Raw genomic sequence first — 23630 nt, 5'->3', positions numbered from 1 at the left:
TTTCGGCGTGAAATGGTTCAACCTTTTTCTTCCGTAGGAGGCAATTGCATGAAAAAACGTTTGTTTTTGAGCGTGTTGGCAAGCTTGCTGGTGCTGCCCCTGTTGCTGGGCCAGGCCCATGCCGAGATCCGTATCGGCCTGATGGCCCCTTTGACCGGTTCCTGGGCCAGTGAAGGTCAGGCCATGAAGCAGATCGTGGACCTGCTCGCCGAGGAACAGAACAATGCCGGCGGAGTCCTGGGCCAGAAGGTGGTCATCGTCGCCGAAGATGACGCCGGCGATCCGAGAACAGCCGCACTGGCGGCCCAGCGTCTGTCCACCCGCAACATCGTGGCCGTCATCGGAACCTATGGTTCCTCCATCACCGAAGCCAGCCAGAACATCTTCGACGAAAATAAGATCGTCCAGGTGGCCACAGGCTCCACGGCCATTCGGTTGAGCGAGAAAGGGATGCGCTACTTCTTCCGCACCTCCCCCCGCGACGACGAGCAGGGTCTGGTGGCGGCCAATACCCTGAAGGACATGGGGTTCACCAAAGTAGCCATCCTGCATGACAACACCACCTACGCCAAGGGATTGGCCGACGAGGCCCAGGCGCTGCTCAAGGAAGGCAACGTTGAAATCGTCTTCTTCAATGCCCTGACACCCGGCGAGCGGGACTACAGCGCCATCCTGTCGCAACTGCGGGCTCGTGCTCCTGAAGTCGTCCTGTTCACCGGCTATTTTCCGGAAGCAGGACTGTTGCTGCGTCAGAAAAAAGCCATGGGCTGGGATGTTCCCTTCATCGGCGGCGACGCAACCAATAATCCCGACCTGGTGAGCATTGCCGGAAAGGAAGCAGCCGAAGGCTTCATGTTCCTCAGCCCGCCCGTGCCCCAGGATCTGGACTCCCCGGAAGCCACTTCCTTTATGAACGCCTATCGCGCCAGGTATCAGGACGACCCGGCTTCCGTCTGGGCCGTGCTGGCCGGTGACGCTTTCAAAGTCATTGTTGCCGCCATAGAAGGCACCGAATCCACCGATCCGGATAAGATCGCTGAGTATCTGAAGACGGAACTGGATAATTTTCAAGGCTTGACCGGAACCATCGCCTTTGACGAAAAGGGCGACCGTGTGGGCGAATTGTACCGCGTGTACAAGGTGGACGGCGAAGGCCGCTTCATCCTTCAACAATAACTTGAAGTAATCAGTTTGCCCGGCGGGCCATGCTTGACTTGGCCCGCCGGGTCTGGTTCCGGGGGATCAGCGAAAGGCGATAGCCCTTCAGCTAATGCTTTTGAGACGTTGTTTTGCTTGATCATGTGAATGTCGAGAAGCCTCTCCTTGAGGCAAACCACTCAAAATCCTTACCTGAAAGTCCATCTCCGGCGAAATCTCCACAGGCTCCGTGTTCTCCAAACCATCCGAAGGACATGACATGCAACTTTTTCTGGAACAATTGACCAACGGGTTGGCCGTGGGCGGCATCTACGCCCTGATCGCCCTTGGTTACACCATGGTTTACGGTGTTCTCAAGCTGATCAACTTCGCTCACGGCGACCTGTTCACCATTGGAGCCTACCTGGGGTTGACCCTTCTTCTGTCCATGGGACTTACCGAACACCTCGGCCCCATGGCCGGAATCATGGTTCTGGTGATCATGGTCATGGGCCTGGTGGCCGTTATCGGCGCACTGCTGGAGCGGGTCGCCTACCGCCCCCTGCGCACTTCGCCCAGGCTTTCCGCGGTTGTTTCGGCCCTGGGCGCGTCCATATTTTTTCAGAACGCGGTGATGCTCATCTACGGCGCCCGATTCCGCGTCTACCCCCACGACATCTTGCCCACCACGTCGATTTCCATGTTCGGCGTGGATATCCCGGTGATGCGGATCGTTCTTTTTGCCGCGTCCATCGTGATGATGGCCGGGCTGTACTTTTTCGTGCAGCGCACCAAGACCGGTACGGCCATCCGGGCCGCGGCCATTGATCAGGGCGCGGCCAAGCTGATGGGCATCGATGTGAACCGGGTCATCATGTACGTCTTTCTGATCGGCCCGGCCCTGGGCGGAGCGGCCGGAATGATGGTCGGTCTCTATTACGGTCAGATCAACTTCACCATGGGCTGGGTCTATGGCCTGAAGGCGTTCACAGCCGCGATCCTGGGCGGAATCGGCAACATCCCCGGCGCCATGCTCGGCGGTCTGCTTCTGGGAGTGATTGAAGCCATGGGCGCTACATATATCTCTCTGGCCTGGAAGGACGCCATTTCCTTCATGGTCCTGATCCTGATCCTGATCTTTCGCCCCACGGGCATCCTGGGCGAACGCGTGGCGGACAAAGTATGAAGCCGGCAACCATCATCAACATCCTCTTCGTTGCGGCATTGCTCGTCGCTCCGTACTGGCTGGATTCCTACTGGGTGGACGTCCTCAACTCCATCGGCCTCTACGCGGTGTTGGCACTCAGCCTGAACATCATTCTCGGCTACGCCGGGTTGTTTCACATGGGGCACGCCGCGTTTTTCGCCGTGGGCACCTACACCACGGCCATCCTGAACACCCAGTTCGGGATTCCGGTGCTCTGGCTGATGCCCCTTTCCGGCATGGCAGCCGGCATTTTCGCCCTGATCGTGGCCAGGCCGATCATTCATCTGCGCGGCGATTATCTGCTCATCGTGACCATCGGGATCGTGGAAATCGTGCGCATCGCCTTGGTGAACAACGTCTTCGGGGTCACCGGCGGAGCCAACGGCATTTTCGGGATCAGCCGTCCCGTGCTGTTCGGGTACGTGATCCGCACTCCCCATGACTTCTACTACCTGATCCTTGCCTTTGCCGCGATCACGGTGCTGCTCTTTGTGCGTCTGGAAAACTCCCGGTTCGGACGGGCCTTGAACTACATCCGCGAGGACGACGTGGCGGCGGAAGGCAGCGGCATCAACGCGGCCCACTACAAGCTGGTAGCTTTTGTCCTCGGAGCGTTCTGGGCCGGCATGGCCGGGACCATCTTCGCATCCAAGATGACCATTGTTTCACCCCAGTCCTTCACGTTCTGGGAATCCGTGATCATGTTCACCATTGTTATCCTGGGCGGAGCCGGCAACATCAAGGGCGTCATTCTCGGAGCCTTTCTGATCATCGGCCTGCCGGAAGTCTTTCGGGAGTTCGCCGGCGCACGGATGCTCTTCTTCGGGGCAGCCATGATCCTGATGATGATCTTCCGGCCCAAGGGCATCCTGCCGCCACCGCCGCGGACATTTAATTTGAATTTCCTTGCTGATTCCCGGGGAGGTGGAAAATGAGCGCCTCGCCCTTGTTGCGCATCGCCAACCTGACCAAGGCCTTTGGCGGGGTCATGGCCGTGAACAACGTCAGTTTCGACGTGGACCACGGCTCCATCGTCGGTCTGATCGGTCCCAACGGCGCGGGCAAGACCACCGTCTTCAACCTGATCACCGGCAACTATCAGCCCAATAGCGGGGAGATTCTTTTTGACGGGCGCAATATCGTGAACATGCGCACCAACAAGATCGTCTCCCTGGGCATCGCTCGTACCTTTCAGACGATTCGCCTGTTTCAGAACATGAGCGCCCTGGAAAACGTGCTTGCCGGATGTCACTGCCGGATGCGCTCCGGAGTCGTCGGCGCCATGCTTCGTCTGCCCTGGCAGAAGAGGGAAGAGCGAGAGGCGCTGGAAATTGCCGTGACGGAACTGGAATTCGTCGGGCTTCGACCGCACCTGGATCAGGCTGCCCGCAACCTGTCCTACGGCAACCAGCGTCTGCTGGAGGTTGCCCGGGCCCTGGCCACCAAGCCGCGCTTCCTGATTCTGGATGAACCCGCCGGCGGGATGAACGATTACGAGACCCAGGTGCTGGTGAACCTGATCATTCAGATTCGGGAACGCGGGATCACGGTCCTGCTGATCGAACACGACATGAATCTGGTCATGCAAATCTGTGAAAAACTGGTGGTCCTGGAGTACGGAATGTTGATCGCCCAGGGAACTCCGGCGGAAATTCAGAAGGACCAACGGGTCATTGACGCCTACCTGGGGGCTCCGGAAGACGATGAAGACGAGGAATTCTGACCATGCTCCTGCGAATTGAAAATCTGGAAGTCAAGTACGGCAATGTGCAGGTTCTTCATAAACTGAATCTGAACGTGGCCCAGGGCGAGATCGTGACCATCCTCGGGGCCAACGGAGCCGGCAAGTCCACGACCCTGATGTCCGTCAGCGGCCTGGTCAAGCCGTCGGGAGGCGGGATCTACCTGGAAGACAAGGCCCTGCACAAGCTGGAGGCCCATGACATCGTCAAGCTCGGCCTGGCCCAGGTTCCCGAGGGGCGGCGGGTTTTCGGAACCCTGAGCGTGCAGGAGAATCTGCATCTCGGAGCGTTCACGGCTACGGATCAGGCCCGGATTCGCAAGAACATGGAATGGGTGTACGAGATGTTCCCCATCCTGCATCAGCGTCGCGGACAGCTGGCCGGCACCCTAAGCGGCGGAGAACAGCAGATGCTGGCCATCGGCCGCGGCCTGATGGCCAATCCCAAGATTCTGCTCCTGGACGAACCCAGCCTGGGACTGGCTCCGATCCTGGTCAAGTCCATTTTCGCCACGATCCGGGAGATCAACAAATCCGGCGTGACCATCGTCCTGGTGGAACAAAACGCCCGCCTGGCCCTGAAGCTGGCTGACCGGGGCTATGTCCTGGAACTGGGGAAAATCGTTCTGGAAGACACGGCTAAAGCCCTCCTGGTGAATCCGGAAGTGCAGAACGCCTACCTGGGGGGAGCGGGGTAGGGGAGCCTGTATAGATGATTCATGAAGACGCCCCTTTCAGTAATGAACAGGGGCGTTTTATCTTTTGAAAGGCGAACCGGCAGCCAATGCAAAGTCAAATGTAACTGATCAGCATCATAGTAAAAATTTAAAAAATGGTAACTGATCAGCCCTGGTCGGGCTTTCCTTAATTTTTGCGTATCTAGCCAAGTATTTTGACTACAAGCAGCGCTTCGCCCGAAAGTCCACATGCGAGTTCACTCAGGTCAAGATGCAGCAAATCAAGGGGGCTTGCTCTACTTTTTCATCAATTCCTCCCGGGTTGCGGGGTCTATCTTGCCTGTCACGGGAATACCCCGGTCTTGCTGAAAGTTCCGCAAAGCTTCCCTGGTCTTTGCGCCCATGATTCCATCGGCTATGCCGACTTCGTGGTAGCCGAGGTACAACAGTCTCATCTGAGCCTGTTTCGTGGTCATGCCCGATGAGGATAAAGATGGGTCGATAGTTCGATGTGCGGGATGGCTTGCCCCCTTCAAAGACGGCCTGCCTCCGTTACCGACGCCGGGATCACCCTTTATGTCGGACAGCTCAAGTTCATGGTTGACGTCCGTGATTGAAGCCTCTTCCGCCGCGTCGATTGCGATTGTATCTGCACCTGGAGTACTTGTTTGAAAGGTAGCGCATCCGGAAACAGAGAAGACGGTCAATGGCAAAAGCAGCATGATACAGCACAAACAACTAGCACGCCTCATCACATCCCTCCGAAGTCGATCCATGTTAATAAGGCAATTCCTTCACCCAAGAACATTGGAAAAGCCGTATACCGTGATTGTTCATAATGCAACACTTGGCAATGATGCACCTGCAAAGCATAATGGTCTACCCTTCAAAGAGTGAATGAGTAATGGATATCGTGTTGCAGGATTTGTTGCTGCTATCCCAACCATGGTTTCACTTGTATCTCTACTCGGCGGCAATCGCTGCGCCTAACGGCACGGGAGATGTGACAAGTCTTTATGTTGACGCACGTAGACGTATCATTTAACGCATTGAAATATTGGAACTGACATTCCGCGCTTAAAATCGCCAAGGGCGCCGGGCTGCAATTGAGCGTGGATTAGGAAGATTTTCTGCTGGAAGTGACGACCAAAATATCAAAGCCAGATATCCCGACTGCAAGCAGCGCTTCGCCCGCAAGGCACCCGCGAGTTCACTCAGGTCAAGATGGTGACGAAAGCCGCTGAGTTGTCCAAAGAACCGGTACCACTTCAGGCCGAAGCCGGTCAGCCCCGGACCGTGGGGCTAAAGAAGAATTGCTTGCGTATCCCATACGTGGTGCACTCTTGCCGAAACAATGGAGGTGATACAATGGGTAAGACAGCCATGGTTCGGGCGAGAGTGGAACCCGAATTGAAGGACCATGCGGAGAGCGTATTTCGTCGTTTGGGATTGAACGCCACGCAGGCCATCACGATATTTTACAAGCAGGTTGAGCTTCGCGGCGGACTTCCCTTTGATGTCGTTGTACCCACGGCAACCACGCAGCGAGCGTTCGAGGCATCTGAGGCCGGACGTGATCTGGTTGTCTGCGAGGACGCAGACGATATGTTCCGGAAACTCGGAATCTGATGTACACGCCGGTCTACACGAAGCAGTTCGAGAAGGACGCCAAGCGGTGCGTCCGGCGCGGCAAGGATATGGAGAGGTTTAAGATTCTTGCCCGCACCCTGCTTTCTGGCGAGCCTCTGGATCCTATCCATCGCGAGCACAAGCTCTCAGGCACTTTTGTCGGCAGACGGGATTGCCATATCGATTCCGACTGGGTGCTGATCTACCGGATCGAAGGCGACCAATTAAATCTTCGAGCGAATGGGACCCATTCGGACCTGTTCAAGAAATAGGGCACAATAAGGCTACCGTGCGCAATAGGCACCCCGCACAAGCTCAGCTTGAGCAAGTGTTGGCAATGAATTTGGCAAAGGATTTCGGCTGACCAATCTACTTTTGAAACCAATTTCCCGAGGCCAACACTCTTTTGCATGACCAATTGGTAGTCGATGGTGATGGCTTCAGAGATCCCAGCTATCAAGATTTCTCCGCATCGCGGGCTTTACCAAGCATTCGGAAGGATGATCATTAAGGACGAGACAAGTCAAGAAACAAGACCTGAACCCAATAACACTTTTACAGGGAGGGATTGAAATGAACTGGCAAAAAATGGTTTTGAACAGACAACTTTGCTGGACAGTTATGGCCCTTTTTTGTTTTTTCTCCTTGTTGCCGCCCAACGCCGAGGCCTTTTTGGCCCAGAGCCGGCTTTCTTCCGGCGAGGTCCTTTCCGAAAGGGCAACCCAGTTGGCGGTCATTCAGGGCGCCCTGGAGCATAAGATTGTAGCCCAGCGTCTTCAGGACTACGGCATGAGCAAGGCCGAAGTCGTCGCCAAACTCGACACCTTGAGCGAAGAGCAACTGCATCAATTGGCGACGCTTTCCGGGGATGTCGGAGGTGGTGTCATTGGTGGCGTTATCGGCGTTCTCGTGATCATCCTGTTGGTCGTCGTCATCCTTCGCATAAGCGATAGGCGCATTGTTATTCAATAGCACGCGGACGAGCGTCCTGTGCGGTCCGGTTCTTCTGTTTTTCGGAGTGCTTTTCCAGCCAGGGATTTTCCCTATTCCGGGGCATTCCCCAGAGCAGTTCTCAGAAAACCAGGCGGCGGGCGTTTTCCGTGCGCCAGTCGGCGGTGAGTTGTCCGATGACGGCAGCCTTCAGGACGGATTGGCGATAGTGCGCGAGCAGCTTCTGCACCTCGCGCAGCGTCTCTTCCCCCTTGTTCAGTCGGGCGAACAATGTCTCGATCTTCTCGACGATGCGGTGTTGTTCGTTGAGGGGAGGAAGCAAAACTCCAGCCCTGAAGACGTCCGCTGTTCTGGAGAAATTCGTGCCATGCTTTCCTGCCAGATTAATGAGGGAGACCTTCTGATCAGCCGCGCAAACACTATTGAGCTTGTGGGTGCAAGTGTTGTTGTCCAAAACATTTCTAAACGCCTTCAGCTCAGCGATAAGGTTTTGCGTCTTCGATGCGTCGCACCAATTGAGTACTGGTTGAACTATGTGCTGAAGTCTCCACTTGGACGACTTCAAATCGAAATGATGGCTACCGGTGCTCAGATGTCCATGAGAAACATATCCCAAAAGAATTTAGACAGGATCGCCATTCCACTTCCGCCAATGGATGAGTTGGATTTTATAGTTGACGAGATTCGACGCACAAGGATCCAGGGAGATCATCTGCTTGAACTGTGCAAAGCCGAACTCACTCGCTCCACCACCCTGCGCCAGTCCATCCTCAAAGACGCCTTCGCTGGCCGTCTTGTCCCTCAAGACCCCAATGATGAACCGGCATCGGAGCTGCTGGCCCGTATCCGGGCTGAGCGTGAGGCTGGGCCGACCCGATACAAGACCGGCAGGCCCAGGATATGAGCGATATCGTCATTTTTGACAGCGATACCGTTCCGGTGGAGGTGCGCCTGGAAGGCGAGACGCTGTGGCTGACGCAACGCCAAATGGGGAATTTGTTTGGTACAACACCGGAAAACGTCCTGATGCATCTGCGCGGCATCTTCGCGGAGGAGGAACTGGCAGAGGATGCAAACTGCTAAGAATTTCTTAGTAGTTCGCCAGGAGGGCCGTCGCCGTGTTAAACGCTCGTTAAAACACTACAACCTGGATGCCATCATTTCCGTGGGCTTACCGGGTCAATTCAAACCGCGCTAAGCGCTCCGGCGCATTTTGTCTTTACTCTACCTGTACCAGGAAGGCATGAGGCCAACCCTGAACGAACAGGGGCTGACGGCATTGATCCTGCTGATCGCTGAAAGCGATCCCAAGGCCAAGGACCTGATGGTGCGCCTGACCATAAACCTCATAGCCGAGGGCGCCGGTCTGAAACATGGTGAATGTGAATCTGAACACGGAGCAAGGATTTGTGTGCATGTTCTCGACCGTTCCCAGAAACAGGCTTGTGCTGACCTAGCTATAGGTTATATTACAGCAGGGAGGGAGATTTGGTCTATTTTCTTCTATGCGGTGGAGACAAATGAGCCAGGAGCGAGATATTAAAAAGGCCAAGAGTTGGCCCAGCAATGCCGCGAACTCCGCTTCACTGCGGATTCAGCGTTAGCCAGTGCAAAGGAGATGAATTCCGATGAAACTGAAAGTTGTGATTCACGAGGCTGAAGAGGGTGGTTACTGGGCAGAAGTGCCCGCGATCCCAGGCTGTGCAACGCAGGGAGAAAACTTACGGGAGCTGATCGAGAACATTTACGACGCCGTCGAGGGCTGCCTGAGTATCGACATGGACACCGTGCAACTCGACCCCACCGATCAAGTCATGGAACTCGTCGTCTGAAATGAAGACCATCAGCGGCAAGAAGATGAGTGCTTTACTGGAACAGTGAGGGTGGACGCTGGCACGTGTCACGGGGAGCCATCACATCTTCGTCCAATCTGGAAGCAATCTGCGCATCACCGTGCCCGTCCATGCAAACCGGGACCTGAAGATCGGTCTGCAACGCGCAATCATGAAGCAGGCGGGCATCGCTGAAGAGGAACTGTAAGGCCCATGAGCAACGAACAACTGGTCTCCAAAGTCTGGAACTACGCCCACGTGCTGCGCGATCAGAGCATTTCCTATGGCGATTACATCGAGCAGATCACGTATCTGCTGTTCCTGAAGATGGACCTGGAGCGCGAGGAGCTTTTGGGCGAGACGTCGGCCATTCCGTCGCAGTGGAACTGGGCGCAACTGGCGATTAAGGACGGCGACGAGCTGGAGTTGCAGTACCGCCATACGCTGGAGGCCCTGGGACGGGAGGACGGGCTGATCGGCACGATCTTCCGCAAGGCCCAAAACAAGCTCTCCGATCCGGCCAAGCTGAAGCGCGTGGTCAGTCTGATCGACAAGGAAGGCCCCTGGGTGGGCTTGCAGGTCGACGTGAAGGGCGAGATTTACGAGGGGCTGCTGGAGCGCAATGCCTCGGAAGTGAAGTCCGGGGCAGGGCAGTACTTCACCCCGCGGCCGGTGATTGAGGCCATCGTCAAGTGCGTGGACCCCAGAATCGGCGAGACCGTGTGCGACCCGGCCTGCGGCACGGGGGGCTTTCTGCTGGCGGCCTACGATCACATGAAGACCCAGACCCGGGACCGGGACAGGCTGCGCGCCTTGTGCCACGACGCCTTTACCGGGGTGGATATCGTGGACGAGGTGGTCCGGCTCTGCGCCATGAATCTCTATCTGCACGGCCTGGGCAACAGCGCCAGCCCCGTGGTCCAGGGCGACGCCCTGGCCGGCGACGGAGGCAGGCGCTTCAACGTGGTGCTGACCAACCCGCCCTTCGGCAAGAAGTCGAGTTACAGGGTTGTCGGCGAGGACGGCGCGGTCTCGACGGAGCGCGAAAGCTACGAGCGCGAAGACTTCAAATTCACCACTTCGAACAAGCAGTTCAACTTCCTCCAGCACATCATGACCATCCTGGACACCAACGGCCGCGCGGGCGTGGTGTTGCCGGACAACGTCCTGTTCGAGGCGGGCCGGGCCGGGGAGGGCATCCGCAAGCGGCTGCTGGAAGGCTTCAACTTCCACACCCTGCTGCGCCTGCCCACGGGCATCTGGTACAGCCCCGGCGTGAAGGCCAACGTGCTCTTCTTCGACAAGCGACCGGCCTCACGGGAAGTCCAGACCCGGGAACTCTGGGTCTACGACTACCGGACCAACATCCACAAGACCCTGAAGACCAAGCGGTTGACCGGAGGCGATTTCGACGATTTCACGCGCTGCTTCCACGAGCGCACGGAAACCGAACGCTTCCGGCGCTTCAGTTACGAGGAATTGGCCCGGCGCGACAAGCTGAACCTGGACGTCTTCTGGCTCAAGGACGACAGCCTGGAAGACATCGACAGCCTGCCCGAACCGGCGGTGCTCGCCGCGGCCATCGTCGAAAACCTGAAAGCGGCCCTGGAACAGTTCCGGGGGGTCAGTCAGGAATTGACCGGATATGCGGAATAAGGGCCAAGTGGGGGTATGTAAAGCAACGAGAATCTCGTCGGCTAACTGGAGTGCTGAATAGTCACGATCTTTGTTGAGTATTTGTAACTACTCAGCTGATGTCCTGCTTGCCTTGATTTTGCGGCCTCGCAGACTCCTTCGCCGGCTTCGTAACATCAAACCATTGCGTGAATAAACAGCATTTGGAGCTTCAAGTGCTTGGCAAGGCTGATGCCTTAATTTCTCGATAGTTATACCGTTGCTTTTCATTTTTGTCTCGGCTCGTTCATGAGTTCAGGAAAGTTTTCCATATCTGTTTTTCAAATACGTCATGCAGGTCCTGGATGGTTTATCATATTGAAATAGTATGGCAAGCTGAAAAAACGCACTGGTGCCTTGTCCCTTATAAAATTCTGATTGACTGCTTCCTATCGATAATCCGCCTCTGCAAACTTTGTTGTCGCAACATCAGTGGCAATACGTATTGAATAATTTCAAGTTATTGTAATGACAAGGTGTTTTTGCGGCATGGTTCGTGCTCAAGTGTTTGTGGACAATGTGCACGAGCAATCTCGACATGTTTGGCTCTGGATCCTTTTAAATGTTACTGTCGGGTTTGCCCTTCCACATTTTCATCACGACTGGATCCTGTTCTTTCTCACAATGGCGATGTGTTGATTTTAATGATGTTGACAATTTGCAACCATGACGATGCAAGGAGGCGGTATGAAGTAATCATGGGCAATATCTGGTTTCATTTAAAAGAAGAATGAATCATATTATCGTATCCAGTTTAAGCTAAATCAGGAGGATAGATCATGTCAAAATTAATGTTAAAATTATTGGCATGTTTTATATTTACAGTTCCGATGATTTTTATTGCGGTATCAGCAGACAAAGCAATGGCTTTTTGCATCTATAACAATAACGTCCACAGCACATCAGGCTATGGAGACATTGAAGTTATTCAAACAAGCGGACATAAATTTGGCAGAGGATATCATGCGAAAATTAAAAAAGGAGACCGTGGATGTGTCAACTGGTCTGACTCCAGTGTCAACACAAGTGGAAAAAAAGACAGCACGTTGCGATTTGACGTTTATTACCTTTTTCCAAATTCCAAGGTAATGCTTTGCAACAATTTTCCTATAAAAGCTGGGGGATGGATGACTGTTAAGCATGAAGCCGGATGGCAATGGAACGATTCGAGAATTTGTAAGGCATTCTACTAGATACGATCCCGGCGTTTGTTGCCTTGGTCTGAAGTGGACCCAGTTGTCCAGACAAATTAATGGCGAAATTGTCCGGACAATCCTCCCATGCTGCTCCTCCGGCAACTATTCCGTAAAATCGAACAAGGGTCCGGATTCCGGCTCTCGCCTTATGAGTGAAAAACGCCTTGTTACAAGAAGTCATTCCGGCGAAACGGAACCCAGGGCTGACGTGACCTGTAAAGCATGTGCTGAATGATTATGATTACTTTGCTTCCATTAGGATAATCATCAGAATGAATTGGAGGTTTAACATGAGAAGCTATATCATCATCCAGCTCCTGCCGGACTGGAGATTGCCGTATCGCGGCCATGGACTCGCATTAGGTCGCCTCTTCGTAATGGCCCTGTTGCTTGGAGCGGTGGCCTTCCTGGGCTCCGGCAATGTGCAAGCGGATCAGGTTGATGAGGCGAACATCCCGGAACGCATCGCCGGCATGGAGCGCGTGCGGGTGGTCAGCGGGATGGAGGCGGCGCGGATAATCGACCGCATGCATCAAGGCAATGTGGCCACGCAAGCCAATTTCATCGCCCACTACGAAGGCGGCGGCCACTCCGCGGACTACTACCTTTCCCTGTACGAAACTCCGGAGCAGGCCGTGAAGGGCATGGAGGACATGGCCGAGGTGATGGCCAGGGAAGGACACGGCTTCTCGCATCTCATGAAGCGGGACAAGGACGGTCTGCCGTTCTACATGGCCTTGGGCCAAGGACAGGCCCATTATTTTTTCGCCAGGGGGCTTGAACTGGTATGGTTGGCCGTGGATATGAAGGTTGCGGAAAAGGCATTGATGGACGTTTTGTAAGACATCCGAATTCCGATAGAATGTGACGCACCTGGGCAGGTAACGAAACCGTTCGGCTAGGTAATCAGGACTTGCAAAAAAAATAAAAGCCGTTCCCGCTGATGCTCCGCGGGAACGGCTTTTATCTTATTTGCCGGCGGTTGATCAGCTCTCGGCGCGGACCACCTTGATGATCTTCACGGGTTCCAGCGGAACGTCCTGGTGCATGCGTTTGGTGCCGGTCTTGACCGTGGCGATGGCATCGACCACGTCCATGCCGTCCACGACCTTGCCGAAGACCGCGTAGCCGAAGTCACGACCGCCGTGGTCCAGGAAGGAGTTGTCCTTCAGGTTGATGAAGAACTGGCTGGTGGCGCTGTTGACGTCAGCGGTTCGGGCCATGGCCAGGGTGCCGCGCAGGTTCTTCAGGCCGTTGTCCGCCTCGTTCTTGATGGCCGGATGACCTGGTTTCTGGAACATTTCTTCGTTCATTCCGCCGCCCTGGATCATGAAGCCTGGGATGACGCGATGGAAAATGGTGTCCGCGAAAAAATCCTCGTCCACGTAGCGCAGAAAATTCTCCACGGTGACCGGAGCTTTTTCCTGGTCCAGTTCAATAACGATATCACCGTGGCTGGTGGTCATTACGACGTTCATTGTTTTCTCCTGTTTATCAGCCCCTGTCGAGGCACTTGGTAAAGCATCCTGTGCGGATGCGGTCATGGGGAGCATGGCCAGGGCCAGACTCAAAGCCAATATTATAAAAACACGTGGGATTCGCGGAGCGGGATTGCCTTTTCCGGGCAAATCCGCCTGCCGGTGATTCTTGTTCTTCGTCATATCTTCACTTCATGGACCCAGCCGAAGACATCCTCTTTTTCACCATACTGGATGCCGACGATTTCATCGTTGAGCCGACGGGCCAATTCGCCGACGCTTCCGTCCCGGACGGTGTATGTTTTGTCCTTGTAGCAGATGGAGCCCACCGGTGAGATGACCGCTGCCGTGCCGGAACCGAAGACTTCGGTAATTTTGCCGGTTTCGATGCCCGCCACGCACTCCTGGATGTCGATCATTCGTTCCTCGACCTTGACGCCCCAGTGTTTGGCCAGGGTCAGGACCGTATCCCGGGTGATGCCCGGCAGGATCGAACCGGTCAAAGGCGGTGTGACCAGGGTGTCTTCGATGCGAAAAAAAATGTTCATGGTGCCGACTTCCTCGATGTATCGCCGTTCCACGCCGTCCAGCCACAGCACCTGGGTGAAGCCCTTTTTCTTGGCAACTTCCGCGGCGAGCAGACTGGCGGCATAGTTGCCCATGGTCTTGGCCTCGCCGACCCCGCCGCGCACCGCGCGTACGAATTCGTCCGAAACATAAATGCTTACCGGATTGAAACCCTCGGCGTAATACGCGCCGACGGGGCCGGTGATGATGTAGTAGATGTATTCCTTGGCCGGACGGACGCCGATGTGCGCTTCCGATGCAATCATGGTCGGCCGAATATACAGTGAGGAGCCTCTGCTTTGGGGAATCCATTCGTGATCCGCGCGCAGCAGCGTCTCGAGAATGTCGAAATGTTCGTCCACATCGATAGTCGGCATGCACAGCCGTTGGGCGGAGCGGTTCATGCGCTCGAAATTTTGTCGGGGCCGGAACAGATTAATCTTTCCATCGCGCCGGCGATACGCCTTCATACCTTCAAAGATGCCTTGACCGTAGTGCAGCACCATGGCCGCCGGATCCAGGCTGATGTTCTGGAAGGGGACGACCTTGGCCTCAGTCCAGCCTTGCTGATCCCGGTAATCCATCCGGAACATGTGATCGCTGAAGGTGTTGCCGAAGACCAGCTTGCTTTCGTCCGCCGGTTTCGTGCGGCGTTGGGCTGAAGAGGCGGTTTCGATGCGGATATCCATTGCTCTGTACTCCCCTGTAGACGCGGTTCGGGTTGAAGGTTGACGGGTGAAAAAGTCGAATTGTCACCGCTGGGCTTGTAACAATGCATTTTCCAGGACACGTTGCAGCTTTTCAGGCTCATCCGTGCCAATGCGAAAGGTTTTGCCCTGTTTGGTGCGTATTTCCACGGCATCCAGGCCGGAGACATTATAGAGCGTGCCGTGAGGCGTCAAACGAATGCCCCAGCCGTAGTACCATGGATTGCGGACAGCGCGCACAGCGGCGATGTTGGACAGATGTTCACTCTTGCGCGGCCAGCCCGGCGTGAAGTGGGCCTGGAAAGTTGAAGCCGTTACAATCACCGTCAGGCTGGAAAAAGTGAAGCCGATCACCACGGCGACGGCCAGCAGGAGCCAGAGCCAAGACGGGCCGCCCTGAACGAGTTGGTGCAGAACAAACCCGCCGGCCGGCACAAAGGCCAGGATCATCAAGGTGCCGCGTTGCGTGTGACTGTAGACGGGGGGATGGGTGGGATTGGACATTGATGCGGTATGATTCGTTATTGCGTTGCGTTGGCGTGATCCAGAAAACTGGAGACGCCGCCTCGGTGGTCGTAGACCCGCTTGCTCTTACGTTCGGTGCGGGGCAGGGCGGCGTAGTCCAGGATATCCACGTTGGAGCGGACCATGATCCTGCGGCGGACTTCGCCGGCCACGGCGTCGGCCAGTGCCCTGTCGCCGGAGGAATCAACATGCGGAGCGCGTTCCACCTTCAAGGTCATGATGTCCCGCCCATCGTCGCGGTGGTGCAGGTGGATCTGGTATTCGCTGCCCAGTCCGGGAATCCGGCTGAGCACGTCGTCGATCTGCCCGGGATAGATGTTCACGGCCCGGTAGATGAACATGTCGTCGGTGCGTCCCAGAACCCGGTCGTGCAGCGGAAATCTCACTCCGCAGGGACAGGCGCCGGGCAGGAGACGCGTGATGTCGTGGGTGCGGTAACGGATCAGTGGAGCGGCCTGTTTGCGCAGGGTGGTGATGACCATCTCGCCCGGCTCGCCGGGTGGAACCGGCTGCATGGTAATGGGATCGAGGATCTCCAGGATGAAATAATCCGCCCAGTAGTGAATGCCCCGGTGCAGGACGCAGTCCAGGCCGGTTCCCGGGCCATAGAGTTCGGTCAGGCCATAGATGTCGAAGATGTGCTCCACGCCGAGCAGTTCCCTGATTCTCTGGCGCATGGCGTCGCTGTGCCGCTCCGCGCCGAGGATGATCTTCCTGACCTTGACCTTGTCGATCAAACCGCGCTGGTGAAGTTCCTCGGCCATGAGCAGGGCCATGGAGGCCGTGGCGCAGAAGACCGTGGTTTCCAGATCGACCAGCATTTCACAGTGCATGTCCGAATTGGCCGGTCCCAAAGGTACGGCCATGGCCCCGAAACGTTCGCAGCCCAGTTGAAAGCCGGCCCCGGCTGTCCATAAGCCGTATCCCACGGCGATCTGGACGCGGTCCGCGGGAGTCAGTTCCGCCAGTTCAAAGCAGCGCGCGAACATGTCCTGCCAGTCGTCGATGTCCCGGCGGGTGTAGGCGAGCACCTTGCGTTTGCCCGTGGTGCCCGACGAGGCGTGGATGCGCACGATGTCCTCGAAGGGCACGCTGCGCAGCGGAAAGGGATAGCCGGTCTGCAGGTCCGCGGCGTCGCAAAAGGGGAGAAGTCGCAGGTCGTCCAGGGACCGGATGTTGTCCGGATGAACGCCGGCCTGCTCCATGCGCTGTCTGTAGAACGGGCTCTGCTCGAAGGCATGGCGAACGGTCCATTGCAGGCCGGCGGTCTGAATTTCAAGAAGCTTGTCTTCGGTGGTTTCAGGTATGAACGGCATCAACTCATCTCATTCGTCTGGTTGGCTCATGTTCGAGCATCTATTGCGCCCAGTGGATCAAGCCCAGAGAGTGCGGGTCGAGCAGGTGTTCGTGGCTGGGAAGCATGCGCACGGTGAAGCCGAAACTGCCCGGAGTCTCCGGAGTGAACTGACCCTCATACAAAAACCAGCCTTCATCCAGGGACTTGGTCAAATCCATTTTGGCAGTCTTTCGTTCAGTAAATGAACCGTCGGCGCTGACCGGTCCGGCGTAGATTTCGACGCACACGTCGTGGGGCGCAAGACCGTTCAGATACACGTCGGCCTGGATGGCGATGGGCTGGGCCACATGGATTATTTCCGGAACGTCGGAGCGGACGTTGTTGATCCGCAGGGCGTTCCATTTGGTCATGATGTCCATTCTCCAGGAGGCCAGCTGCTTGGCCGGAGCAAAATTCTGCTCCATTAGGCTGACGGAGTTCTTGTAGGCCGGTTCGTAGGCGTTCTTGACGTAATCCGCCACCATGCGGTGGGAGGTGAAGACCGGGGTGAAGAGCTGCAGGCATTTCTTCATCCGACGGATCCATTCCCGCGGGAAATTGGTCTGGCCGCGTTCGTAGAATGTGGGAATGACCTCCTTTTCCAGCAGATTGTACAGGATCTGGCTTTCCACGAAATCCTGGTAGCCGCTGTCGTCGTATTCCTCGCCCTGGCCGATGGACCATCCCACGGCGCTGTCCATGCGATGCGCCTCCACCCACCATCCGTCCAGGGTGCTGACATGCAGGACGCCATTGGCAATGGCCTTCATCCCGCTGGTGCCGCAGGCCTCCAGAGGCCGGCGCGGCGTGTTCAGCCAGACGTCGCAGCCCTGAACCATGTACTCGGCCACTTCCATGTCGTAGTCTTCCAGAAAGACGACCCGGTTGCGCACTTCCGGCTGCTGGCAGAACTGCACCAGCTGCTGCATGAACCGCTTGCCCTCATTGTCATGGGGATGGGACTTTCCGGCAAAGATGAACTGCACGGGCCGTTTGGGATCCGTGATCATTTTCAGAAAACGTTCCTTGTCCGCCAGGAGCAGGGTGGCTCGCTTGTAGGTGGCGAAGCGGCGGGCAAAGCCGATGGTCAGTACCTGCGGGTCGAGCACTTCATCAGCCTGAAGCAGTTCCGTACGCCGGGCGTCGCGCTGAGCCAACTGGATGCGCAAGCGAGCTCGAGCGTAGTCCACCACCCGTTCTCGCAGCCGTTCGTGGGCCCTCCAAAGTTCACCGTCCGGAATGGTTTCGGCCTGTTGCCAGACACGGGTGTAATCCGGATCTTCCTTCCAGTTTCCGCCAAGATAGCGTTCAAAGAGCATGGCGATGTCCCTGGCCACCCAGGAAGCGATATGCACGCCGTTGGTCACCGTGCCGATGGGAATGTCTTCCACTGGATACTGGGGCCAAACCTTTTGCCACATCCTGCGGGAAACATGGCCGTGCAGTTCGCTGACTCCGTTGTTGAACCGGGAAAGGCGCAAGGCCAGAACGGTCATGCAGAACCATTCGCCGTCGTTGCGCGGGTCCTCGCGACCCAGGGCCAGCAGAACCTTGAAGGCTAGTCCCAGGCTGCGGGCGTAGCCGTCGAAGTACCGCTGCATCAGTTCCGCCGGAAAACGATCGTTGCCGGCGGGGACCGGTGTGTGCGTGGTGAACACGCTGGTGGAGGCCGTCAACTCCATGGCGGCCTCGAAGGACAGCCCGTATTCGGTCATGAAGACCCTGATGCGCTCCAGCCCGGCAAAGGCGGAGTGGCCTTCATTCATGTGGATCACTCTCGGAGTCAGCCCCAAGATGCTCAAGGCCTTGATTCCGCCGATGCCCAGTAGGATTTCCTGCCAGATGCGCATTTCCAGGTCGCCGCCGTAGAGCCGGGAAGTTATCTGACGGAAATGGGGCGGGTTCTCATGGATGTTCGTATCCAACAGGTACAGATGGATCCGGCCGACGCGCACTTTCCAAATCTGGGCGCTGAGGGGCTGGCCGGCCAGGTCGACGTTGATGATCACCGGTTTGTGATCCGTTTCAGAACGGACCAGGGTCATGGGCATTTGTTCAAAGCCGTAATCGGGATAGCGTTCGTTCTGCCAGCCGTCGGCCGTGAGATATTGCCGAAAATACCCCTGCTGATAGGCCAGGCCGACGCCAACCAGGGGAATGTTCAGGTCGCTGGCCGACTTAAGATGGTCTCCGGCCAGGATGCCCAATCCGCCTGAATAGATCGGCAGGCAAAGACTCAAACCATATTCCAGACTGAAATAGGCCACCAGAGGCTGCCTTTCAGGATAGGAAAAGGGCAGCATGGAACTTTTCCGTTCCATGTAAATGTCCTGGCTGTGCTTGACCGAGCGCAGGCGCTCAAGGAAAAAATCATCCTTGGCCAGGCTCTCAAGGGTTGTTTGGGGCAGGTGGTTCAGAAAGGCGATGGGATTCCCGTAGCTTTTGGCCCACAGTTTGGGATCGATCAGGGAAAAAAGTCCGGTCACCTCATGATTCCAGTCAAACCAGACATTGTAGGCAAGATCCCAGAGCGCATCCAGATTTGGCGGCAGTTTGGGGATGACGCTGTAAGTGTGCAACGGTTTCATTATATCTCCGAATTGCTTTAAATTTCGATGGAGTATCAGATTATGTGCCGGACGATGTGAACACTTTTCGTGAATCAGCCAAGTCCAGTGACATGCACGGAAGTTCTGCCAGGGAATGATGTAAAACTCAATGGTCCAGACATTGAATCACAGGGCAAATTTGTTCTCTCAGCTGCTTTACCTGTTTTGGCGGCATCGAAATTCTCTTTCGGCCTCGTAACATCACGCAGCCGTTGCAGTATAACAAGGGGCTGTGCTAACTGCGTTTGGCAACGGTTTGATGAACGATTCCTGGCTCGGTCAAACACTCGATCCAGCAAAGCATGACAGATTATATTAATTATATTAAGTAGTTGGTGAGAAAAAAAGACCTGCATCGAATCGTAATATCATTTCAACTGCTCGAACTCGGTAACGGCCGAAAATGTACGCTTGTCATGGCTTTTGCCTGAGACGAAAATATTCTGAAGGGCCAATAAATTTCTTCTTCGAACTTGCGACTTGCGAGCTTTGCCCGCAGAAGCTAATGAGCAACCATCTTCATTCGGCATGCGCGATACCGTGCATGTAATTTACTTGAAGAGGAAAATTCATCATGAAGTCCATTCCCGTTGATATTCAGATTCTCAACCCATTATGGTCCGAATCGGACCTGTGCGGCGCAACTCCAGGTTCGTGCGGACTTGACCTTAAGGCATGTTTTTCCGAACAAAGTCGAACGCTTCTTCCAGGAAAGCGAACGGCGATTCCCGCCGGCGTTGCCATCGACATTCAACATCCGGGCATTGCCGGATATGTTTTTTCCCGCAGCGGGCTGGGGACGAAGCAAGGGCTGGTGGTCAGTCAGGGAGTGGGGGTGATCGATCCCGACTATCGCGGCGAAATCATCGTCTCGTTATTGAACACCTCTGAGGAGGAGCGTACCATTACCCGTGGCCAACGCATCGCCCAACTGATTTTTATGCCGTTCATGTCCCCCGTGTTCACCGTCAAGGACCAACTGACCACCACGCAGCGCGGCGCAGGCGGTTTTGGCCATACAGGGGAATAACTGGTTATTTCACTCACACCCTAAAATATTTAAAATCATAAAGCCACCGGAAAACCATGACTCCATCCCTTGCAAATTATCAGGAACGCGAACAACGCGTGCTTTGCCATACCTACGGACGATATCCCTTGGCCGTGACCAGGGCCTCGGGGTGCAAGCTTTATGACCCCCAGGGCCGGGAATATCTGGATCTGCTGGCGGGAATCGCCGTCTGCAACCTCGGCCACAGCCATCCGGAACTGCTTGCCGTAATGCGGGAGCAGGCCGAACGTCTGATCCATGTCAGCAATCTTTTTCACCAGGACGAGCAGCTTGTCCTGGCGGAAAAATTGCTGGCAACCTGTTCCCTGGACAAAGTCTTTTTTTGCAACTCCGGAGCCGAGGCTAACGAGGCGGGCATCAAGCTGGCGCGCCGGTACATGCAAAAGGTCAAGGGTCGGGATGCCTACGAGATCATCTCCCTGGCCGGCTCTTTTCACGGCCGGACCTTGGCCACGCTGACAGCCACGGGACAGGACAAGGTCAAGGACGGCTTCGCCCCCTTGCCGGAAGGATTTCAGAACATACCATTTGGGGATTTCCCGGCTCTGGAACAGGCTGTATCCCAGAAAACAGCCGGCATTCTTCTGGAGATCATCCAAGGTGAGGGCGGGGTTCGGCCTCTTGAAAATTCCTATCTGCTGGCGGTCCAGGAACTATGTCGAGATCGCGGCATACTGCTGATGGTGGATGAAGTGCAGACCGGATTGGGACGCAGCGGCAAATTTTGGGCCCATGAGCATGCCGCGATTTCGCCGGACATCCTGACAACGGCCAAGGCCCTGGCCAATGGTTTGCCCATGGGGGCGATGCTCTGCACCGCGGAAACGTCCCAGGGTTTCGTGCCGGGCAGCCATGCCACTACTTTCGGCGGAGGTCCGCTGGTGGCCGCGGTGGCCGCACGGGTCGTGGACATCCTGCTCCGGGACGACTTTGCGCAGCGGGCTGAAACAATAGGCAACATTGCCCAGGGAATGTTCCGCGAACTTCAGGCTCTCCATCCCGGCAAGATTGTTGATGTTCGGGGCAGGGGATTGATGCTCGGCATCGAGCTGGCATTTCCAGGGCAGGAAGTCTGGCGGGAGTTGCTCGAATCCGGCTTCGTGCTGAATCTGACCCAGGACCGGGTGCTCCGCCTCCTGCCGCCACTTGTGGTGACCGAGGAAGACCTGGCGCGTTTCAGCCAAGCCTTGGGAGATATCCTGAAGAAAAAGTAGGTTGAAGGCTTAACAAGGAGGATTACGTATGGATGTATCCACTGCACAGGCAGATTTGTCCAGTGTTCTGGCTGTAAGGGCTGACGAAGGAACCCGACAGATCGCCGAACAGGAGCGGCTGCGAAATATTGAAATGCGCCAACAAGACGATGTCGTCACGGCCTCCCGATCGCCGGAGCAAGCTACCGGGCAGTTTGTCGATGAAGTAGTGTAATTTCCGAAGCGGCGCGGTGTCATCGGGAATATTGGAAGTGACGCGAACGTTCCAAACTTGACGCACTGGGGTGCGGCGGTCTCATCAAAGCATCAACCAGAGGAATCATGAAACTATTGCGGGTGGAAATTCTCGTGGCGGCGGAACAGGAAGACCTGTTCGTCGGCTATCTGGCCCAGCGAATATCTTGGGGATGGGAGGTCGAGGCCGCGGAGGCGTCGAGGACCCGGTTCGTGATCTATTTTGAAAAGGATGCGGACGCCCAGGACCTTGTCAAGGCGGTACGCGGACAGTGGCCGGAGGCGGATTGCAGCGTTTCCACATTCGAGGATCGGGACTGGAGCGAGTCGTGGAAGGAATTTTTCGTGCCGGTGCGCATCCGCGACACGTTCATGGTCCTCCCGCCCTGGTTGAACAGCGAGACGGACGCCGGAGGTCTTATTCCGCTGTACATCGAGCCGAAAATGGCCTTCGGCACCGGACATCATGCCACCACGGCGCTTTGCCTGCAGGCCGTGGCCATGCTCCGGGAAGAACAGGCCGTCTCCGAATCTGCGACATTTCTTGATTTGGGTACGGGATCCGGGATTCTGGCCCTGGCCTGCGCCAAGCTCGGGATGACCGGAACCGCCTTGGATATCGACCCTATTGCCGTGGACAATGCACGGGAGAATTTCGCCCTCAACGCAGTGGAGAACGTGACGGTCCGGCGGGGAGCCCTGGACATTCTGGAGCAGGGAAGGCGATTCGACCTGATTCTGGCCAATATTCTTTCCGGACCCCTGGTACACATGGCCACGGACCTGGTTTCCCATCTCCAGCAACCCGGTGGCAGTCTTGTGCTTTCCGGCATCCTGCGGGATCAGTCTCCGCGCGTGGAAGCGGCATACCTCGCCCTGGGTCTGCCCACTCCACGGAAACTGGTCCAAGGCGAATGGGTCGCTCTGATCTGGAGTTCATGACAATGATCCTTGCAAAATCCGCAAGCAAGAATCACTGACCATCTGACCACTTATCACTGCCTGGTGCGAAACAACTTTGGGCTCCTCACCGGGACGTTCGTGATTGGACAATGAGATCCACAGCGACGTCTGAACCTGCTACTCCGCCTTTTTCAACTCCTCGACCTGATCGCTGATTTCCCGCAGGCCATGGTTCAAGGTGTCGATGGCCTGGGACGAGGAATGCGTGGCTTCTGAATTCTCGTTGAAATAGTGTCAATCTCTTCCACGGATCTCGTGATCTGTTCGCTGGCTGTGGACTGCTCCTCGGCGGCCGCGGCCATGGTCCTTTCCGCGAGCTTACGGACCTCATCGGCCACCACGGCAAATTTCCGCCCCGCATCACCGGCCCGTGCCGCTTCGATGGCCGCGTTCAGAGCCAGAAGGTAGGTCTAATCCGCGATATCTTCGATCACGTTCATGATCCGACCAATGCCGTCCGCCTTGTTGCCAAGGCTGGCAATCTTTTTCTTGAGATCCAAAGCGTTGCGTTGGACGTGGGCAATGGCTTTGACCGCCTTCTGGACGATTTCCGCTCCGGATTGCGCTTTGGTCTTGGCTTGGTCAGAGACCTCGGCCGCATTGAATGCGTTCTTCGCCACTTCCAATACCGTTACGTTCACATAATACTGCTTTGCCATTATAAAATGATGTCAAGCAGTGGCTGCACGTTCGTTATTTCACAGTGGCCATTGCGTGCGAGTTCCTCTTCGTGCCGTGGGCAGATCAAAAAAATGCTCAAGCCTCTTTTGTTTTTTCAAGAGTTCGTCTAATGCCTTGTTCAGCCCTAAGATTTCGGGTTTCAACCTTTTATACGGAGACAAGCGTATGAACAAAAAGCGGTTGGGTTTGCTGGCAATGGC

Annotated in this window: 28 protein-coding genes; 20 read left to right on the top strand and 8 right to left on the bottom strand. The window is 56.0% G+C overall.

The window, feature by feature from the left end:
• The first annotated feature begins 48 nt into the window (after nucleotides 1-48).
• From BLP93_RS12830 to BLP93_RS12810, 5 genes are all read left to right on the top strand, one after another.
• Complete coding sequence (locus BLP93_RS12830) at nucleotides 49-1176, top strand: branched-chain amino acid ABC transporter substrate-binding protein (protein ID WP_092122392.1); 1128 nt, start codon at nucleotides 49-51, stop codon at nucleotides 1174-1176.
• A 241-nt stretch (nucleotides 1177-1417) separates the two neighbouring features.
• Complete coding sequence (locus BLP93_RS12825; protein WP_092122389.1) at nucleotides 1418-2323, top strand: branched-chain amino acid ABC transporter permease; 906 nt, start codon at nucleotides 1418-1420, stop codon at nucleotides 2321-2323.
• Complete coding sequence (locus BLP93_RS12820) at nucleotides 2320-3279, top strand: branched-chain amino acid ABC transporter permease (protein ID WP_092122387.1); 960 nt, start codon at nucleotides 2320-2322, stop codon at nucleotides 3277-3279. The genes BLP93_RS12825 and BLP93_RS12820 overlap by 4 nt, the downstream gene beginning before the upstream one ends.
• Nucleotides 3276-4067 carry an ABC transporter ATP-binding protein gene (locus BLP93_RS12815; RefSeq protein WP_092122384.1) on the top strand — a complete coding sequence of 264 codons (792 nt, stop codon included), beginning with the start codon at nucleotides 3276-3278 and terminating at the stop codon, nucleotides 4065-4067. Before BLP93_RS12820 ends, BLP93_RS12815 begins: the two co-directional genes overlap by 4 nt.
• Nucleotides 4068-4069: 2 nt before the next feature.
• A complete protein-coding gene (locus BLP93_RS12810) occupies nucleotides 4070-4783 on the top strand; it encodes an ABC transporter ATP-binding protein (RefSeq protein ID WP_092122381.1) in 714 nt (237 codons plus the stop codon).
• Between the two features lie 275 nt (nucleotides 4784-5058).
• On the opposite strand, the gene BLP93_RS17040 is transcribed toward BLP93_RS12810, so the two are convergent.
• A complete protein-coding gene (locus tag BLP93_RS17040; RefSeq protein WP_279615065.1) occupies nucleotides 5059-5238 on the bottom strand; it encodes a peptidoglycan-binding protein in 180 nt (59 codons plus the stop codon).
• An 892-nt stretch (nucleotides 5239-6130) separates the two neighbouring features.
• On the opposite strand from BLP93_RS17040, the gene BLP93_RS12800 reads away from it, so the two are divergent.
• The 11 genes from BLP93_RS12800 (at nucleotide 6131) to BLP93_RS12745 (ending at nucleotide 12886) form a co-directional block, all read left to right on the top strand.
• Entirely contained in the window at nucleotides 6131-6391 is a 261-nt protein-coding gene (locus tag BLP93_RS12800; protein ID WP_092122377.1) for a type II toxin-antitoxin system RelB/DinJ family antitoxin, read from the top strand.
• Complete coding sequence (locus tag BLP93_RS12795; RefSeq protein ID WP_092122374.1) at nucleotides 6391-6663, top strand: type II toxin-antitoxin system RelE/ParE family toxin; 273 nt, start codon at nucleotides 6391-6393, stop codon at nucleotides 6661-6663. Before BLP93_RS12800 ends, BLP93_RS12795 begins: the two co-directional genes overlap by 1 nt.
• A gap of 301 nt (nucleotides 6664-6964) precedes the next feature.
• Nucleotides 6965-7363 (top strand): PA2779 family protein, encoded by a 399-nt coding sequence (locus BLP93_RS12790; RefSeq protein WP_092122371.1) that lies wholly within the window; start codon nucleotides 6965-6967, stop codon nucleotides 7361-7363.
• Complete coding sequence (locus BLP93_RS17265; protein WP_208596645.1) at nucleotides 7350-8246, top strand: restriction endonuclease subunit S domain-containing protein; 897 nt, start codon at nucleotides 7350-7352, stop codon at nucleotides 8244-8246. Before BLP93_RS12790 ends, BLP93_RS17265 begins: the two co-directional genes overlap by 14 nt.
• The gene (locus BLP93_RS17260) at nucleotides 8243-8425 is read left to right on the top strand and encodes a virulence RhuM family protein (RefSeq protein WP_208596644.1); all 183 of its coding nucleotides are present in this window, start codon (nucleotides 8243-8245) and stop codon (nucleotides 8423-8425) included. The genes BLP93_RS17265 and BLP93_RS17260 overlap by 4 nt, the downstream gene beginning before the upstream one ends.
• 160 nt (nucleotides 8426-8585) lie before the next feature.
• Entirely contained in the window at nucleotides 8586-8885 is a 300-nt protein-coding gene (locus BLP93_RS16925) for a hypothetical protein (protein ID WP_092122365.1), read from the top strand.
• A gap of 85 nt (nucleotides 8886-8970) precedes the next feature.
• The gene (locus tag BLP93_RS12765) at nucleotides 8971-9174 is read left to right on the top strand and encodes a type II toxin-antitoxin system HicB family antitoxin (protein WP_092122362.1); all 204 of its coding nucleotides are present in this window, start codon (nucleotides 8971-8973) and stop codon (nucleotides 9172-9174) included.
• 58 nt (nucleotides 9175-9232) lie between these two features.
• Nucleotides 9233-9382: a type II toxin-antitoxin system HicA family toxin gene (locus tag BLP93_RS17735; RefSeq protein WP_208596650.1), complete on the top strand. Its 150-nt coding sequence runs from the start codon at nucleotides 9233-9235 to the stop codon at nucleotides 9380-9382.
• A 5-nt stretch (nucleotides 9383-9387) separates the two neighbouring features.
• Nucleotides 9388-10830, top strand: coding sequence for a type I restriction-modification system subunit M (locus BLP93_RS12755; protein ID WP_092122359.1), 1443 nt, complete (start codon nucleotides 9388-9390; stop codon nucleotides 10828-10830).
• Between the two features lie 797 nt (nucleotides 10831-11627).
• Entirely contained in the window at nucleotides 11628-12041 is a 414-nt protein-coding gene (locus BLP93_RS12750) for a hypothetical protein (protein WP_092122356.1), read from the top strand.
• Between the two features lie 293 nt (nucleotides 12042-12334).
• Entirely contained in the window at nucleotides 12335-12886 is a 552-nt protein-coding gene (locus BLP93_RS12745; protein ID WP_092122353.1) for a hypothetical protein, read from the top strand.
• A 144-nt stretch (nucleotides 12887-13030) separates the two neighbouring features.
• On the opposite strand, the gene BLP93_RS12740 is transcribed toward BLP93_RS12745, so the two are convergent.
• The 5 genes from BLP93_RS12740 to glgP all read right to left on the bottom strand — a co-directional run bounded on the left by BLP93_RS12740 (nucleotide 13031) and on the right by glgP (nucleotide 19245).
• A complete protein-coding gene (locus BLP93_RS12740) occupies nucleotides 13031-13522 on the bottom strand; it encodes a peptidylprolyl isomerase (RefSeq protein WP_244148752.1) in 492 nt (163 codons plus the stop codon).
• A gap of 179 nt (nucleotides 13523-13701) precedes the next feature.
• Nucleotides 13702-14778, bottom strand: coding sequence for a branched-chain amino acid aminotransferase (locus BLP93_RS12735; RefSeq protein ID WP_092122350.1), 1077 nt, complete (start codon nucleotides 14776-14778; stop codon nucleotides 13702-13704).
• Between the two features lie 63 nt (nucleotides 14779-14841).
• Nucleotides 14842-15300, bottom strand: coding sequence for a hypothetical protein (locus tag BLP93_RS12730; protein ID WP_092122347.1), 459 nt, complete (start codon nucleotides 15298-15300; stop codon nucleotides 14842-14844).
• Nucleotides 15301-15317: 17 nt separating this feature from the next.
• Nucleotides 15318-16637 (bottom strand): phenylacetate--CoA ligase, encoded by a 1320-nt coding sequence (locus tag BLP93_RS12725; RefSeq protein ID WP_092122344.1) that lies wholly within the window; start codon nucleotides 16635-16637, stop codon nucleotides 15318-15320.
• 40 nt (nucleotides 16638-16677) lie between these two features.
• Nucleotides 16678-19245 carry an alpha-glucan family phosphorylase gene (gene glgP, locus BLP93_RS12720; protein WP_092122341.1) on the bottom strand — a complete coding sequence of 856 codons (2568 nt, stop codon included), beginning with the start codon at nucleotides 19243-19245 and terminating at the stop codon, nucleotides 16678-16680.
• A 595-nt stretch (nucleotides 19246-19840) separates the two neighbouring features.
• On the opposite strand from glgP, the gene dut reads away from it, so the two are divergent.
• The 4 genes from dut (at nucleotide 19841) to BLP93_RS12700 (ending at nucleotide 22728) form a co-directional block, all read left to right on the top strand.
• Nucleotides 19841-20296: a dUTP diphosphatase gene (dut, locus tag BLP93_RS12715; protein WP_092122338.1), complete on the top strand. Its 456-nt coding sequence runs from the start codon at nucleotides 19841-19843 to the stop codon at nucleotides 20294-20296.
• A gap of 56 nt (nucleotides 20297-20352) precedes the next feature.
• Nucleotides 20353-21552, top strand: coding sequence for an aspartate aminotransferase family protein (locus tag BLP93_RS12710; protein WP_092122336.1), 1200 nt, complete (start codon nucleotides 20353-20355; stop codon nucleotides 21550-21552).
• Nucleotides 21553-21580: 28 nt separating this feature from the next.
• On the top strand, nucleotides 21581-21766 hold the full coding sequence (locus tag BLP93_RS12705) for a hypothetical protein (RefSeq protein WP_092122333.1): 186 nt from the start codon (nucleotides 21581-21583) through the stop codon (nucleotides 21764-21766).
• A 107-nt stretch (nucleotides 21767-21873) separates the two neighbouring features.
• Entirely contained in the window at nucleotides 21874-22728 is an 855-nt protein-coding gene (locus BLP93_RS12700; protein WP_092122330.1) for a 50S ribosomal protein L11 methyltransferase, read from the top strand.
• A gap of 194 nt (nucleotides 22729-22922) precedes the next feature.
• On the opposite strand, the gene BLP93_RS17450 is transcribed toward BLP93_RS12700, so the two are convergent.
• Together BLP93_RS17450 and BLP93_RS17555 are read right to left on the bottom strand one after the other, a co-directional pair.
• Nucleotides 22923-23132 (bottom strand): methyl-accepting chemotaxis protein, encoded by a 210-nt coding sequence (locus BLP93_RS17450; RefSeq protein ID WP_279615067.1) that lies wholly within the window; start codon nucleotides 23130-23132, stop codon nucleotides 22923-22925.
• Nucleotides 23133-23159: 27 nt separating this feature from the next.
• A complete protein-coding gene (locus tag BLP93_RS17555; protein ID WP_279615064.1) occupies nucleotides 23160-23390 on the bottom strand; it encodes a hypothetical protein in 231 nt (76 codons plus the stop codon).
• Nucleotides 23391-23630 lie beyond the last annotated feature (240 nt).

This window comes from Desulfonatronum thiosulfatophilum (assembly GCF_900104215.1).
In the GTDB taxonomy this organism is placed as follows: Bacteria; Desulfobacterota; Desulfovibrionia; order Desulfovibrionales; family Desulfonatronaceae; genus Desulfonatronum; species Desulfonatronum thiosulfatophilum.
Note: the sequence above shows the minus strand (reverse complement) of the source record. Positions and strands in the feature narration are given on the sequence as shown.

Coding starts and splice junctions, on each gene's coding strand:
- BLP93_RS12810 (WP_092122381.1), top strand. CDS start 4,070: ATGCTCCTGCGAATTGAAAATCTGGAAGTCAAGTACGGCAATGTGCAG.
- BLP93_RS12815 (WP_092122384.1), top strand. CDS start 3,276: ATGAGCGCCTCGCCCTTGTTGCGCATCGCCAACCTGACCAAGGCCTTT.
- BLP93_RS12730 (WP_092122347.1), bottom strand. CDS start 15,300: ATGTCCAATCCCACCCATCCCCCCGTCTACAGTCACACGCAACGCGGC.
- BLP93_RS17040 (WP_279615065.1), bottom strand. CDS start 5,238: ATGACCACGAAACAGGCTCAGATGAGACTGTTGTACCTCGGCTACCAC.
- BLP93_RS12790 (WP_092122371.1), top strand. CDS start 6,965: ATGAACTGGCAAAAAATGGTTTTGAACAGACAACTTTGCTGGACAGTT.
- BLP93_RS17260 (WP_208596644.1), top strand. CDS start 8,243: ATGAGCGATATCGTCATTTTTGACAGCGATACCGTTCCGGTGGAGGTG.
- BLP93_RS12705 (WP_092122333.1), top strand. CDS start 21,581: ATGGATGTATCCACTGCACAGGCAGATTTGTCCAGTGTTCTGGCTGTA.
- BLP93_RS12740 (WP_244148752.1), bottom strand. CDS start 13,522: ATGAACGTCGTAATGACCACCAGCCACGGTGATATCGTTATTGAACTG.
- BLP93_RS12795 (WP_092122374.1), top strand. CDS start 6,391: ATGTACACGCCGGTCTACACGAAGCAGTTCGAGAAGGACGCCAAGCGG.
- BLP93_RS12725 (WP_092122344.1), bottom strand. CDS start 16,637: ATGCCGTTCATACCTGAAACCACCGAAGACAAGCTTCTTGAAATTCAG.
- BLP93_RS12710 (WP_092122336.1), top strand. CDS start 20,353: ATGACTCCATCCCTTGCAAATTATCAGGAACGCGAACAACGCGTGCTT.
- BLP93_RS12800 (WP_092122377.1), top strand. CDS start 6,131: ATGGGTAAGACAGCCATGGTTCGGGCGAGAGTGGAACCCGAATTGAAG.
- BLP93_RS16925 (WP_092122365.1), top strand. CDS start 8,586: ATGAGGCCAACCCTGAACGAACAGGGGCTGACGGCATTGATCCTGCTG.
- BLP93_RS12700 (WP_092122330.1), top strand. CDS start 21,874: ATGAAACTATTGCGGGTGGAAATTCTCGTGGCGGCGGAACAGGAAGAC.
- dut (WP_092122338.1), top strand. CDS start 19,841: ATGAAGTCCATTCCCGTTGATATTCAGATTCTCAACCCATTATGGTCC.
- BLP93_RS12735 (WP_092122350.1), bottom strand. CDS start 14,778: ATGGATATCCGCATCGAAACCGCCTCTTCAGCCCAACGCCGCACGAAA.
- BLP93_RS12755 (WP_092122359.1), top strand. CDS start 9,388: ATGAGCAACGAACAACTGGTCTCCAAAGTCTGGAACTACGCCCACGTG.
- BLP93_RS12825 (WP_092122389.1), top strand. CDS start 1,418: ATGCAACTTTTTCTGGAACAATTGACCAACGGGTTGGCCGTGGGCGGC.
- BLP93_RS12750 (WP_092122356.1), top strand. CDS start 11,628: ATGTCAAAATTAATGTTAAAATTATTGGCATGTTTTATATTTACAGTT.
- glgP (WP_092122341.1), bottom strand. CDS start 19,245: ATGAAACCGTTGCACACTTACAGCGTCATCCCCAAACTGCCGCCAAAT.
- BLP93_RS12745 (WP_092122353.1), top strand. CDS start 12,335: ATGAGAAGCTATATCATCATCCAGCTCCTGCCGGACTGGAGATTGCCG.
- BLP93_RS12765 (WP_092122362.1), top strand. CDS start 8,971: ATGAAACTGAAAGTTGTGATTCACGAGGCTGAAGAGGGTGGTTACTGG.
- BLP93_RS12820 (WP_092122387.1), top strand. CDS start 2,320: ATGAAGCCGGCAACCATCATCAACATCCTCTTCGTTGCGGCATTGCTC.
- BLP93_RS12830 (WP_092122392.1), top strand. CDS start 49: ATGAAAAAACGTTTGTTTTTGAGCGTGTTGGCAAGCTTGCTGGTGCTG.